A 12,139-nucleotide genomic window follows, 5' to 3' on the forward strand; every position below is an offset into this window, starting at 1 on the left:
GTTCAGTTACTTGGCCGCATCGTAGAAAAACTTGTCGTTCTCTGCGTCAGTGATGGCCTGGTGTAACTGCGCCGCCTCTTCTTCGTTGTCCCGCTCTACCCGGTATTCCTCCGGCTTGATGCCCAGCTTGTCAAACAGCTCCATGTCCTTGTTGGCTTTGGGGTTGGGGGTGGTCAGCAGTTTGTCGCAGTAAAAGATGGAGTTGGCACCGGCCATAAACGCCAGTGCCTGCATTTGCTCGTTCATGGTTTCCCGACCCGCCGACAGGCGCACATGGGATTTGGGCATCATAATGCGGGCGACGGCAATGGTGCGCAGGAATTCAAAATCGTCCAGGTCTTCCTGTTCTTCCATTGGGGTGCCGGCCACTTTCACCAACATATTGATGGGCACCGATTCCGGGTGTTGCGGCAGGTTGGCCAGTTGCATCAGCAACCCAGCGCGGTCTTTCTGGCCCTCACCCATACCGACAATGCCACCAGCACAGACTTTCATACCGGCATCGCGAACGTTAGCCAGGGTATCCAGGCGGTCTTGATAGGTACGGGTGGTAATAATGTCGCCGTAGTATTCCGGCGAGGTATCCAGATTGTGGTTGTAGTAATCGAGCCCAGCATCCGCCAGCTCTTTGGCCTGCTCATCGGTGAGCATTCCCAAAGTCATACAGGTTTCCATACCCAGTGCCTTTACCTCTTTGACCATTTCGGTCACTACTTTCAAGTCCCGAGCTTTGGGGGAGCGCCAGGCCGCGCCCATGCAAAAACGGGATGCACCGGATGCTTTAGCTAATTTGGCCTGTTCCACCACCTTTTCCACTTCCATCAGCTTTTCCCGCTCCAGGCCGGTGTCGTAACGAACACTCTGGGGGCAGTACTTGCAGTCCTCCGGGCAGGCCCCGGTTTTGATGGACAGCAATGTACTCAGCTGCACCTCATTGGGATTAAAGTGAGCGCGATGTACCAGCTGTGCCTGAAACAGCAGATCATTGAAGGGCAACGTAAACAGATCGAGAACCTGCTGGCGGGTCCAATCGTTGCGAACGGTACTCTGGTAAGGCATGCCCTGGTAAGAACTGGCGTATTGGCTGGCACTCATGGTGTATCCTTAATGGAAAATGGAAGCTAACTGAGCATCTTAGAGATCATCGGTTATCTGTCAACCCAAAACCCACCTCAAGGTTAACAGCGGATGTTTACCCTTCAGCGCCTCAAGCACTACTTGGCAGAACACATACCCAGCCGCTGCCTATTGTGCGACAACCCAACATCCCACCTATTACCCCTGTGCCACCCCTGCCAAATGGAGTTACCCTGGCTGCACCACCACTGTCAGCAATGCGCCCTACCCTTGATTCAGAATGATAAAGAGCAGCTATGCGGAGAATGCCTGAGTAGCACTCCACCGTGGCAACAATGCATCGCCGCCTTCGAATATCAACCACCCATCAGCCAGCTGATCTCTCACTACAAGCACAGCGCCAACTTTGCCGCCGGGCGGGTATTAGCTACACTGCTGCACACGAAAATCACCCTGAGCCTGGATGGGGCACTGCCGCAATTAATCTTGCCGGTACCACTGCACTGGCGCCGCCAATTGTCACGAGGGTTTAACCAGAGCTACGATCTGGCCCGGCAACTGTCAGCGCGGCTGGGGATTGCCTGCAATTACCGTTATTTACGCAAACACCACCACACACCGCCTCAGCAGGGCTTACCGCGCAAGCAGCGCCAAAAGAACTTGAAGGGGCAATTCAGTGTGGCCAAGCCGGTAACCGACCTGCATATCGCCCTGGTTGATGATGTGGTTACCACCGGCAGTACCGCGCGAGCCGTTGCCTCACTACTGGTGGCCTCCGGCGCGGCCAGAGTAGACTTGTGGTGTGTGGCACGAACACCGCCTCCGGGCCACTGAACTCTTGTGCTACCTATATGGTCGAACAACCTTCACTCTGCGGAGAACCACCATGAAACCCCTGATTGCCCTGTTTTTCTGCCTGCTGTTCAGCGCCGCTGCCCACAGCGAGCAAACACCCTTCGAAACCATCGAATTTCCATCCGCGGACGGCCTTACCATCAGTGCCGACCTGTACCAGCCACACCCCAAAAGCGCGCCGTTTATTGTGCTGTTTCATCAGGCGAAATGGAGCCGTGGTGAATATCGGGAAACCGCCCCCAAACTCAATGCATTGGGCTTTAACGCCATGGCGGTGGATCAGCGCTCCGGCAAAGGCGTGAATGACGTAGCCAACCTCACTGCACAACGACACGGAGAACCTGCCAGTTACCTGGAAGCCATACCCGATATGCTCGCCGCTATCGAGTACGCCAAACGCCACTACGCCAGCGGCAAGCTGATTATTTGGGGCAGCTCTTACTCATCGGCACTGTCACTCAAGATCGCTGGCGACCAACCGGATATAGCCGATGCTGTACTGGCTTTTTCTCCGGGTGAGTACTTTAAGAAAACTGGGCCAAACCGTGAGAAGTTTATTACTAACAGCGCCCAAAACATCGTAATACCCGCTTTTATTACCTCGGCCAAGCGAGAGGAAAAAAACTGGCGGCCTATCTACCAGGCCATACCTGGCAGCAAGAAGCAGGGCTTTGTGCCAGAGAGTGCTGGCAACCACGGCTCACGAGCACTGTGGGAGCAATTTGAGGATTCGGGGGCTTATTGGGAGGCGGTTAGGGGGTTTTTGCAAAGTTTGTAGGTTGTAGAGTAGACGCTACGCAGGTATCACGGTCTAAGGCGCGCTTTTTGCTCAGTGAATAACACCGCCCTGTTATTTCCCTTTTTGCTGAGTTGAACTGTTACTCTTAATGATTGAGTATGCCTTGATTAACACAACAACCTGAAAAGCAAGAATGGCAACCCAGCCAAACAGGTAAAACATTGTGCTATTTGCCATAAACTTTGCACCAGTTGAAATACTTTCGTCAGCCTTAGCCAAGCTATGATATAGCTTGGCTATCTCACTTTGAGACAACACCAACTCACCGCTTTCAATTCGTGCGGCTTTTTCCGTATATATGGCTGCGTTACTAAATTCCTCTGCGATAGCAAAAAAATGCCCGCGATACATAAAAAGTATTTGCAAGCTCAAGAAAAATGGAATTAAGACAATAAGTGAAAACTTTAGGATGTACGGCTTCATAAATTTTAGCTGAGTTTCAGCGCCTCGCCGCGGAGAAACGCACACAATGCACGATTCCCGCTTGAATAATTTGTTAGCCATGCATTGCAATCTCGGCAATTTTTTGTGCTTTTTCAATACTTATGCCGTTAGCCTGATCATGGTAAAGCTCATGATCTATTTCATGTAAAAAAATGTGTGGCCGAGCACCATCAGGCTGTTGATAGACGTCAGCTGCTAGTGAATGCGTGGATTCATAATACGGCAGCGCATTACAGAACCACCCAAAGTATCCGCGCTCTAAATCTGGCTCATCCCAAGTTTCAAAATAGTGCTCATAGCTTTCTTTGCTTAGGGATACCCATACTCCCCACATAAAGGGGTCAGAGACACCATGAATAGGAATTTCAATTACGACTCTTGCGAAATAATGTGTCCCATCTTCGTCTGTGTAATAGCAAAGATCGTCACTAGCTTTGCCCTTTTCTTTTATCTCATCCGGCTGACCCAACCAAGGATCAGGAGCCTTGAATCCAAAGCTCGGAGATCCTTCATGTTGCTCTTCGCAACATGAACATTTGAAACTGAAAATTCCTGCCATAAATCTGATTCTAATTTTTGGCTAACTCTTGAAACAACGGCAACTACGCAAGTAGTTTTCCTGTTGCCTACACTTGTTAGGGTTTGCCGCCCAAGTTTGAAAGTTTTTTATTAACAGTGCTTTTCTTGCCATTATAAATAACACGGGCTTCATATGTTTTTATATATTTTGCTGACTTATCAGCCTCATTAAGTATTTCGATTAGAGGCGCTGTTTTGTCATCATTTACGTTATAAGCATTAAATTTGTAGTGGACAAAAGCATTTCTTTGATCTGCTATTTGTAATATAAACTTAACATGTTTTTCGTTGAACTTAGGCAGCTCTAGAAGCTCTAGCACCCAAGTCAGCTTTGCTTTTAGGTTAGCGCTTCTTAAAATTTCATTCTTACTTTTCTTTGATATTTCTTTCTTTTCTAGCGCTCTGGTTATAACACTATTAATTGAATGTTCGAAAAACATAACATATACGACAATGGCTAATTCAACTTCATTTGAATCAATTAATGATTTAGCTTTTTTATATAGCGTTTCCCTATGGTCAGTAACCATATAAATGCCATCAGGATGATCTAGGATATATTCTTTGATTAAGCTTCCGACTTTTTCTAAATCTGATAACTCTTCTTCCTTTAAAAGGCCTGCTATATAAAGTTCCTTTGCAAAAAGTTTAACTAGTGTTTTTCCAAGATCTTTGGATTTCTTGTCTAATTCCATATCTCTAATAACTGATTACCTTAACGCCGTGCACACGGGCAGCCGAAACAACGCGTAGGCTGTCCGAGCGGCACAGTCGCGTTGTGCTGCACCTTGTTATATTTCATGATTTTGCTACGAGGGCTATCAAGCCTACGACTAAGGCACCAACAATTACACCCGCCCAAAATTTGTCTACTTTGATTTTTTCAGCGATTTTTTCGATTACAGAGTGCAGAAGTTCTGGAGACGATTTTATGTCGATTGCCTGATGCTTACCCACCCAACCAGGCAATTCTTCTGGTGTAATATCAATTAACACGGGAATAATTGTTTTTTTCTGTACTAACGATGCACCTAATTCTTGCTGAACTGCCGCCGAGCTAACAGAATTTTTAGTGGCCAAGAAAAATACCCATTCAGACTGTTCTAAGTTTTTAAAAATTGTTTCCGTCCAGTTGGAACCTGGTTCAAGAGAAATGCCAGCCAAAAAGGTTTCGATTCCTGCCATAGAAGTCATTTTGTGCAAGCCTTTTGCCATGTGCTCATCCTGAACAGAGTAGCTTATAAAAGCTGATGTCATTTATCACTCCTTATTCTATGAAATAGAACGCCCGTATTTGGGGCGGACTGAGCGACGCGAAGGCCGTCCCAGCCCCGCAGGGGCGACCAACATACGCTTGTTAAATGCCCATTACCTGCCATAGTTTTGAACTGCGTCGGCAAGTAATGCTTCGATAACAGCCTTGCTGCTAACGGTAATGCCAGCAAATGGTTGATTGCTTCCAGGCTTGGCTAAACACCAAGCCCCTTCAGTATTTTTCACATGATACTTTTGTTCAAAATCGTAACCATCAGCGGCATCCGATTTTAGAACTGAGCGTACAAACCTTGATGAGTGACGCTGATACTCACTTTGCTCACCAGCGGACAATCTATTGAAAGTACCAGTATCTACCATAATTTTTCCCTGAGCATTTAACATTTGTATATCGCGCATGCGCGCTTTGCCAAATAAGATTGTCTCTTATTCGAATTTAACTCACTGAGCCGAAAGGAATTTTTTAGAGCGGGCCAAATTCCTTTTTGGTGCATATGAGGGGTTTCGAAAACAAGCATAATAGGTTTCCCCATATTTTTACAGAGAACACACAACTCACTGATTTATATATTAAAAAAACACCTTAGGCTTATATATGAGCATTCTGCAGTTTACATGTGAGCATCCGCTACAGTTTGCACTGCCTTTTACGGCGTTTATTGGGAAGCCATATCGGATTTTCTGGCGTGTTTTATGAAATAATGCGCGCCTGTTTTATACCGTTGTGTTCACATGCCTCTTCTACAACTCACCGACATCTCCCTCGCCTTTGGCAGCCACATCCTGCTGGATGAGGAAAACCTGACCATTCATCGCGGCCAGCGCATTGGCATTCTGGGCCGCAACGGTGCGGGCAAATCCACTTTTATGAAGCTGTTGGATAGCCAAATTATCCCGGACAGTGGCGAATTTTGGCTGCGCCCGGGAACGACGGTGAGCTACCTGAACCAGGAGCTACCCGCTGCCGACAGCACCAGTGTGTACGACACCGTAGCCTCTGGCCTGGCTGGACTGGGAGAGCTGTTGAAGCGATTCCACCATTTGTCTGCCGAAGCTCAGGATGACGCCAGCCTGAAAAAGCTCTCCCGGGTGCAGGAGCAAATCGAAGCCCAGGACGGCTGGCGCTTTGGTCAAAAAGTCGATGCCGTACTCGACACGCTAGAGCTACCTGCCGACACCCCCATGAAGTCACTCTCTGGTGGTTGGCGTCGCCGGGTGGCACTGGCGCGGGCATTGGTGAGCGAACCGGATATTCTGTTGCTGGATGAGCCCACTAACCATCTGGACATTCCTACCATTCAATGGCTGGAAAAGCAGCTGGAGAACTTTCGCGGCGCCCTGCTGGTGATTACCCACGACCGCGCCTTTTTGCAGCGTATGGCCACATCTATTATTGAAATAGACCGGGGCAAACTGCGCTGCTGGGATGGGGACTATCAAGGCTTTTTAACATTCCAGGAGCAGCAACTGGCGGCAGAGCAGCGGGCCAATGAGCTGTTTGATAAAAAACTGGCTCAAGAAGAAGTCTGGATTCGCCAGGGTATTAAAGCTCGCCGTACCCGCAACGAAGGTCGGGTGCGGGACCTGGAAAAAATGCGCGCGGAGCGATCAGAACGCCGCGAACGCCAGGGCAACGCCAGCTTTGGTATGGAGAGCGCATCACAGTCTGGCAAAGTGGTCGCCGAGGCGAAAAGCCTCAGCAAAAGTTACGATGGCCAGGCCATCGCCAACAACTTCTCGCTGAAAATCCTGCGCGGCGATCGTATTGGCTTTATTGGTGCCAACGGTATGGGCAAAACCACCCTGCTGCGCATGTTGCTGGGTGAAGAAGCCTCCGACAGCGGCTCTGTGAAGCTGGGCACCAAACTGGAGATTGCGTACTTCGACCAGCTGCGCAATCAATTGGACGGCGAAAAAACCGTTATTGATAATTTGGCCGAAGGCCGTGAATTTATCACCATCAACGGCAAAGATCGCCACGTTATCAGTTACCTGCAAGACTTTTTGTTCACACCGGATCGCTGCCGGCAACCGGTTAAATCCCTGTCCGGCGGTGAACAAAACCGGCTGATTCTGGCACGCCTGTTCAGCAAGCCTGCCAATGTTCTGGTACTGGACGAACCCACCAACGACCTGGATATGGAAACTCTGGAACTGCTGGAAGAGATTCTGTTGCAGTTCGACGGTACCATTTTATTGGTGAGCCACGACCGGGAATTTTTGGATAACGTAGTCACCAGCTGCCTGGTATTTGAAGGCGACGGCTTGGTTAACGAGTACGTCGGCGGCTACAAAGATTGGTCACAACGGGGTAAATCATTGCCGTCGCTTAATAAAAAAGCGACCGTTGAAGGCACCACCAAAACAGATACCGACGTGGCCACAGAAGCAAAGCCAGCACCCAAAAAGAAAAAGCTTTCCTACAAATACCAACTGGAATTGGATCAGCTGCCAGAAAAGATCGAAGCCTTGGAAGCCAAAGTGGCTGAACTGACGGCACAAACATCTGCAGCGGATTTTTACAGCCAGCCTCACGATGCTACTCAACCGGTACTGGATGCACTCGGCAGCGCTCAGCAAGAGCTGGACGAAGCCATTGAGCGATGGGCCGAACTGGAAGAACAGTGTTCCTAAAAAATACCCTAAGGCGTCAACCAATCGCTCAGTTAACGGTTTAACCAGCCACTTTTACAGCAACCATAAGGACATATTGCCCATGTACCGTTATACAAAGGCACTCGCTATTGCATTAGTGCTCGCAACAACCGCTGCTTGCAGTAACAAAGCGAAGCAAGAGACTGCGTTTTCACTGTGGGTCAACAGTACCAAGGTTCCCTGCGAAGGCGTAGCTCCTATGCAATGTCTGCAAGTGCAGCGGGGTAATAATGATCCCGCAGTGGAAAAATGGGAGTACTTTTACAGCTCTATCGAAGGCTTTAACTTTGAGCCCGGCTACATTTACCAGTTATCTGTAATCGAACGTCAACTGGAACCGGAAAACACACCGGCGGATGCACCGTCAAGCAGCTACCACCTGGTGAAAGTTATTCAGAAAAAAGTCCCAGCTGAATTACCACTCAATGATATCTGGGCATTGCAACAACTGGCAGGTGCAGAGATTGAAATTCCTGATGACGGATTGTCACAGCGCCCGACCTTGGAAATCAATGTTGCAGAGAGACGCTTCAACGGCAACGACAGCTGCAATCAGATATTTGGCACTATCGACACATTAGACACTCAGGCCATTATTTTTGGCAATGCTGCCAGCACCAAAATGGCCTGCCCAGAAATGGCACTGGCTGACCGTTTTCACAATGCGCTGGAAACCGTTCGCGGCTATCGCATTAAAGGCTTGGAACTGCACTTGCAAGACGAAAGCGGCAATACTCAGCTGGTTTTCAAGAAGGTGGATTAGCCACCTTAGCCATGCCACACTGGAGGCTTTAAGGGCATATCACAGGAGTGATTAACGTGGCAGACATATCCCTTCAATGCCAGTGTGGCGCTGTCAAAGGCCGCGCCACATCGGTTTCCCCAAAGTCGGGCAACCACATTGTTTGTTACTGCAGCCATTGCCAGCAATTTATGAAACAGCTGGACAAACAAACGTGGCTGGACAGTAATGGCGGCTCTTCCATTTTCCAATTGGCCCCGTGCCGCCTGGCCATTACCCAAGGCAGTGACCAATTGCGCTGTTTAAGGCTTACCCCAAAAGGCCCCCTGCGTTGGTACACCGCCTGTTGCCACAGCCCAGTGGCCAATGCGTTCAGTGCTAGCATGCCTTTGGTGGGCTTAATAACCAGCTTTATTGCCAGCGAAGCTGAGCGCCAAGAATTAGGCCAGGTGAAATATTTTGTACAGGGACAAGACGCTATTGGCACACCGCCTCATCCTGAAGTAGCTCCCAAATTCCCCGGCAAGCTAATACGCAAAATTATGAGGCAGGCGTTGATAGGAAAGATCTGCGGCCGTCATAAACCCAACCCTTTTTTCACAGAGCAAGGTAAGCCGGTTTCTAAGCCTGGCCGACTGTCTTCGTAAAAGCTCTCTTTAACCGGGGCAACCAGGATTCGGCTGATCACCCAAGTAACCCGAATCATCTTTTTGCACGTTAAAAGTAAGAATAAAAAAACAAAGATAATAGATATGAAGTACTTTTTTACAATACTCGTCATAACAGCTCTAGCAGGGTGCACTACTCTCTCGACTGTAGATACCCAATCGCGCAATGGCAGTTACTACCAAAGCTCACAACCCACTACCGATACGCAAGAAAGTCTGTTTAGCTCTGACGCTGTGCTGTCCGATCAAGAGATCTCTCGAATACTGACTTACCAATTAAAGCTTCCAAATCAAAGTCGACTGGCCATCCTGAAATTATCCCAAGACAACCTGTGGCGCTCTTACTCGAACGATTTCAATCAACTTACAGACAGCATGGCTGCTGATTTTATTAGTGAGTTGAGATCATCACCACGTATTTACGATGCTTCTTTTCTGCCGTCACTGCTGACACCGGAAGTGCGAACCGTGCCTTACTTAAGAGAGGCAGCAGCACGTTACCAGGCAGATTTACTATTGGCCTATCGCACCCAATGCCAGACATTCCAAAAATATCGAGTTATCAACCCCAATATAACCAAAGCGTATTGCACGGTAGAAACAGTGATGTTAGATGTTCGTACCGGCATAGTGCCTTTTACAGCGGTCTCCACCAGCGAGTTCTCTGCGACAAAACAAAAAGACGATATTAACTTTTCAGAAACCATCAAAAGAGCAGAGTTAAAAGCAGTTTCTGAATCGTTGGCTGAAGTGGCTGCCAGCCTCAAAAAATTTTTAAAAAGTGCAGCGGCACTTTAAACACGCTTTCCCAGCATCCGCCGCAATGTGCCGTCTTTATCTGCCACGTGGTGTTTAACAGCTCCGGCCACATGCAGAACCACACCAGCAATAATGCAGTAGCCTGCAATCCAGTGAATTGAGTGAGCAGTACTGGCAAGCCCCGGGTTTATGGGCAGCACGCGCCCAGGGTTGTTCGGGTCTGGGTTGTGATGAAACAATTCAAAACCAAATACTGCCACCCCATGACCACCCATAGCAGACATCAGAAAGCCAGACACTGGCATCACTAAGGTGCCGACAATCAATAGATAGTGGACCAATTTGGCCAGCAGAATTTCCAGAGCGGTATAGCTGCCTACATGCTGTGGCCAGCCCTGCTTTATCCGCCAGATAATTCGGGCAACCACAAACAAGGCAATAACGACTCCAAAAGACTTGTGCCAATCATAAAGCCAGTAAGAACTTGTTTGCTCCATGTAGACCCCTGTGGACAACAGGCCAATCATTAAAATGGCAACGACCCAGTGCAGGGAAATCGTGGTTTTGCTTAACTGCTGGCGGGTATCTGCTTGCATCACTCACCTCTCCATCGTTTATTTGCAAACGGCTGTTATTGGTGTGCAAGGCTGGCGCAGATATGAGCGAGAGTCAATGCCATAGCCTCGCTTTTAGCGGGGCTATGGCCGAACAAGTAAGGTCTTTTTTACAGAATTGCCGCACCAATGGCGAGAATCGCAAACCAGGACACCAGGTAAACTGGCGTGCGCAGGTAGGGAACACCCAACAGGTAAACCACGGCATGGGCGATGCGGGCAATAAAAAATACCTGCGCCCATTGGGCGACGGTAGCACCGACTTCCTGACCAGCCAAAAAGCCTGCAGCGACAACAACGGCAATAAATGCCGGCAGGGTCTCCACCATATTTAAGTGGGCTCGATGAGCGCGCTGCGCCCACAGTGGCGGCTCAGGCTGTTTGGCCGGAAAGCCTTCCGGGTAGTTGTTCAAAAATGTGGGCAACTTCCACACCATCACCCGGGCCAGAATATAGGGAACCCACAGCAGTACGGTAAGCATGCCACTCAGGGCCAAATAATAATAAGCAGTTTGCATGATTGTTCTCCTTAAACAATTTGTTGTCATCGCGAGTCCAGTGCAGCGATCTCGATAAGGCTGGCAGGGGGGCGACTGGGAAGTGTCAGCGCCTGTGGCCTCGCAATAACGGTTTAATGGTTCGCTACGCAGAAAAACCGTTGTGAATAGCTTCCAGCTTGTTGCCAAACGGGTCGCGCACAAAGGCGGTGTAGACATCGGGTTTGGGGTAGCCCGGCCGTGGGCCGGGAGCGCCCTCACACTGGCCACCTTTGGCTATGGCGTATTGGTGAAAGGCATCCACCGATGCCTGACTGGGGGCGGCAAAGCAAATGTGTGTGCCATTGCCGGCGCTGTAATCCTCGCCATCTGCGGGCTTCATTACCAAAAACTGCACAGCGCCATTGCCGTAGGCAGCAAAGCCTTCGGTAGATGCCAACAAGCTGCTGCCCAGGGTTTCCATCAAACCGTTATAAAACTCACAGGCGCGGTCGATGCAGGGCACGCCCAGGCTCAGGTGGTCGATAATATTCATTGGGTATCTCCTCAGATTCGGTCATTCAAAACGACGTAAAAAAGGCGCAGTGAATACTGCGCCTTTGGGGGACGAGCCTTACAGGTCGGTAGCGGCTGTACTGCGAATTTTTTTCCAATTGGCCTTGGCTTTTTTGATGGTGCCCTTGCGGTCTTTTTGGAAGGCGTTATAGATTTCTTCATTGAGGAACAGGTAAAGCTTGTTGTCGACGACCGCCGCGTAGCGAGGGTTGCCATCAAACTTCTTACCCACGGAAACTCCAAAGGTGCAGAAGCCGCCGTTTTGAGGCATGTACTTCTTGGGGTTTTTCTTAAAAGCGTCGCGGTTTTGTGCGCTGTTGAAGTAGTACGCCGCACCGTCGTAAACCTCTGTATAGGCCGCAGTGCCCGCAGAGCGATTACCGGTATTTACAAAAGCAACCGGGTCAACACCGTGAACAGCCAACGGTGCACCAGCAGCGGTTAAGCCGCCACTCACATTGTATTCATCCGCTGCCAGCGCCGGCAGGGTGGCCGCGCTGGCGGCAAAAGCGATAGCGGAAACGGCGATAACTTTTCGAATTGCGTTAGACATGGTCATTTTCCTTTCAGTGATTGATAACGTGATTTGGTGCCCGTTGACACTGAAAGCGATACTGCGC

16 protein-coding genes are annotated in these 12,139 nt (G+C 49.4%); 6 read left to right on the top strand and 10 right to left on the bottom strand.

Annotated features, from left to right (window positions below; genetic code table 11):
• Window positions 1-6: 6 nt before the first annotated feature.
• Entirely contained in the window at window positions 7-1,059 is a 1,053-nt protein-coding gene (gene bioB, locus KFE80_06980; GenBank protein ID UTW46663.1) for a biotin synthase BioB, read from the bottom strand.
• Between the two features lie 129 nt (window positions 1,060-1,188).
• Here bioB and KFE80_06985 point away from each other — a divergent pair, with 129 nt between their 5' ends.
• Window positions 1,189-1,911, top strand: a complete 723-nt coding sequence (locus KFE80_06985) for a ComF family protein (protein UTW44154.1) — start codon at window positions 1,189-1,191, stop codon at window positions 1,909-1,911.
• 52 nt (window positions 1,912-1,963) lie between these two features.
• Window positions 1,964-2,710: an alpha/beta hydrolase gene (locus KFE80_06990; protein ID UTW44155.1), complete on the top strand. Its 747-nt coding sequence runs from the start codon at window positions 1,964-1,966 to the stop codon at window positions 2,708-2,710.
• 72 nt (window positions 2,711-2,782) lie between these two features.
• Here the strand turns inward: KFE80_06990 and KFE80_06995 are convergent, their stop codons facing one another.
• The 5 genes from KFE80_06995 to KFE80_07015 all read right to left on the bottom strand — a co-directional run bounded on the left by KFE80_06995 (window position 2,783) and on the right by KFE80_07015 (window position 5,428).
• Entirely contained in the window at window positions 2,783-3,154 is a 372-nt protein-coding gene (locus KFE80_06995; protein ID UTW44156.1) for a hypothetical protein, read from the bottom strand.
• Between the two features lie 73 nt (window positions 3,155-3,227).
• Entirely contained in the window at window positions 3,228-3,734 is a 507-nt protein-coding gene (locus KFE80_07000; protein UTW44157.1) for a DUF2199 domain-containing protein, read from the bottom strand.
• Window positions 3,735-3,810: 76 nt separating this feature from the next.
• Window positions 3,811-4,449, bottom strand: a complete 639-nt coding sequence (locus KFE80_07005; protein UTW44158.1) for a hypothetical protein — start codon at window positions 4,447-4,449, stop codon at window positions 3,811-3,813.
• 103 nt (window positions 4,450-4,552) lie between these two features.
• Window positions 4,553-5,011: a toll/interleukin-1 receptor domain-containing protein gene (locus KFE80_07010; GenBank protein UTW44159.1), complete on the bottom strand. Its 459-nt coding sequence runs from the start codon at window positions 5,009-5,011 to the stop codon at window positions 4,553-4,555.
• 111 nt (window positions 5,012-5,122) lie between these two features.
• Window positions 5,123-5,428: a hypothetical protein gene (locus KFE80_07015; GenBank protein ID UTW44160.1), complete on the bottom strand. Its 306-nt coding sequence runs from the start codon at window positions 5,426-5,428 to the stop codon at window positions 5,123-5,125.
• A 333-nt stretch (window positions 5,429-5,761) separates the two neighbouring features.
• On the opposite strand from KFE80_07015, the gene KFE80_07020 reads away from it, so the two are divergent.
• The 4 genes from KFE80_07020 (at window position 5,762) to KFE80_07035 (ending at window position 9,892) form a co-directional block, all read left to right on the top strand.
• The gene (locus tag KFE80_07020) at window positions 5,762-7,663 is read left to right on the top strand and encodes an ATP-binding cassette domain-containing protein (protein ID UTW44161.1); all 1,902 of its coding nucleotides are present in this window, start codon (window positions 5,762-5,764) and stop codon (window positions 7,661-7,663) included.
• Between the two features lie 82 nt (window positions 7,664-7,745).
• Window positions 7,746-8,447, top strand: a complete 702-nt coding sequence (locus KFE80_07025; protein UTW44162.1) for a DUF4377 domain-containing protein — start codon at window positions 7,746-7,748, stop codon at window positions 8,445-8,447.
• A gap of 56 nt (window positions 8,448-8,503) precedes the next feature.
• Window positions 8,504-9,073, top strand: a complete 570-nt coding sequence (locus KFE80_07030; GenBank protein ID UTW44163.1) for a hypothetical protein — start codon at window positions 8,504-8,506, stop codon at window positions 9,071-9,073.
• A 105-nt stretch (window positions 9,074-9,178) separates the two neighbouring features.
• Window positions 9,179-9,892 carry a hypothetical protein gene (locus KFE80_07035; GenBank protein UTW44164.1) on the top strand — a complete coding sequence of 238 codons (714 nt, stop codon included), beginning with the start codon at window positions 9,179-9,181 and terminating at the stop codon, window positions 9,890-9,892.
• Here the strand turns inward: KFE80_07035 and KFE80_07040 are convergent.
• From KFE80_07040 to KFE80_07055, 4 genes are all read right to left on the bottom strand, one after another.
• The gene (locus KFE80_07040) at window positions 9,889-10,449 is read right to left on the bottom strand and encodes a cytochrome b (protein ID UTW46664.1); all 561 of its coding nucleotides are present in this window, start codon (window positions 10,447-10,449) and stop codon (window positions 9,889-9,891) included. The two genes, KFE80_07035 and KFE80_07040, sit on opposite strands and share 4 nt — an antisense overlap.
• A 128-nt stretch (window positions 10,450-10,577) precedes the next feature.
• A complete protein-coding gene (locus KFE80_07045; GenBank protein UTW44165.1) occupies window positions 10,578-10,985 on the bottom strand; it encodes an MAPEG family protein in 408 nt (135 codons plus the stop codon).
• Window positions 10,986-11,109: 124 nt separating this feature from the next.
• A complete protein-coding gene (locus KFE80_07050) occupies window positions 11,110-11,499 on the bottom strand; it encodes a VOC family protein (GenBank protein UTW44166.1) in 390 nt (129 codons plus the stop codon).
• A 78-nt stretch (window positions 11,500-11,577) separates the two neighbouring features.
• On the bottom strand, window positions 11,578-12,072 hold the full coding sequence (locus KFE80_07055; GenBank protein UTW44167.1) for a YHS domain-containing protein: 495 nt from the start codon (window positions 12,070-12,072) through the stop codon (window positions 11,578-11,580).
• Between the last annotated feature and the right edge of the window lie 67 nt (window positions 12,073-12,139).

The organism is bacterium SCSIO 12696 (genome assembly GCA_024397955.1).
GTDB lineage: Bacteria > Pseudomonadota > Gammaproteobacteria > Pseudomonadales > Porticoccaceae > SCSIO-12696.

Excerpts from the sequence above, each read along its gene's own strand:
- bioB (UTW46663.1), bottom strand. The coding sequence starts at position 1,059 with ATGCCTTACCAGAGTACCGTTCGCAACGATTGGACCCGCCAGCAGGTT.
- KFE80_06985 (UTW44154.1), top strand. The coding sequence starts at position 1,189 with ATGTTTACCCTTCAGCGCCTCAAGCACTACTTGGCAGAACACATACCC.
- KFE80_06990 (UTW44155.1), top strand. The coding sequence starts at position 1,964 with ATGAAACCCCTGATTGCCCTGTTTTTCTGCCTGCTGTTCAGCGCCGCT.
- KFE80_06995 (UTW44156.1), bottom strand. The coding sequence starts at position 3,154 with ATGAAGCCGTACATCCTAAAGTTTTCACTTATTGTCTTAATTCCATTT.
- KFE80_07000 (UTW44157.1), bottom strand. The coding sequence starts at position 3,734 with ATGGCAGGAATTTTCAGTTTCAAATGTTCATGTTGCGAAGAGCAACAT.
- KFE80_07005 (UTW44158.1), bottom strand. The coding sequence starts at position 4,449 with ATGGAATTAGACAAGAAATCCAAAGATCTTGGAAAAACACTAGTTAAA.
- KFE80_07010 (UTW44159.1), bottom strand. The coding sequence starts at position 5,011 with ATGACATCAGCTTTTATAAGCTACTCTGTTCAGGATGAGCACATGGCA.
- KFE80_07015 (UTW44160.1), bottom strand. The coding sequence starts at position 5,428 with ATGCGCGATATACAAATGTTAAATGCTCAGGGAAAAATTATGGTAGAT.
- KFE80_07020 (UTW44161.1), top strand. The coding sequence starts at position 5,762 with ATGCCTCTTCTACAACTCACCGACATCTCCCTCGCCTTTGGCAGCCAC.
- KFE80_07025 (UTW44162.1), top strand. The coding sequence starts at position 7,746 with ATGTACCGTTATACAAAGGCACTCGCTATTGCATTAGTGCTCGCAACA.
- KFE80_07035 (UTW44164.1), top strand. The coding sequence starts at position 9,179 with ATGAAGTACTTTTTTACAATACTCGTCATAACAGCTCTAGCAGGGTGC.
- KFE80_07040 (UTW46664.1), bottom strand. The coding sequence starts at position 10,449 with ATGCAAGCAGATACCCGCCAGCAGTTAAGCAAAACCACGATTTCCCTG.
- KFE80_07045 (UTW44165.1), bottom strand. The coding sequence starts at position 10,985 with ATGCAAACTGCTTATTATTATTTGGCCCTGAGTGGCATGCTTACCGTA.
- KFE80_07050 (UTW44166.1), bottom strand. The coding sequence starts at position 11,499 with ATGAATATTATCGACCACCTGAGCCTGGGCGTGCCCTGCATCGACCGC.
- KFE80_07055 (UTW44167.1), bottom strand. The coding sequence starts at position 12,072 with ATGTCTAACGCAATTCGAAAAGTTATCGCCGTTTCCGCTATCGCTTTT.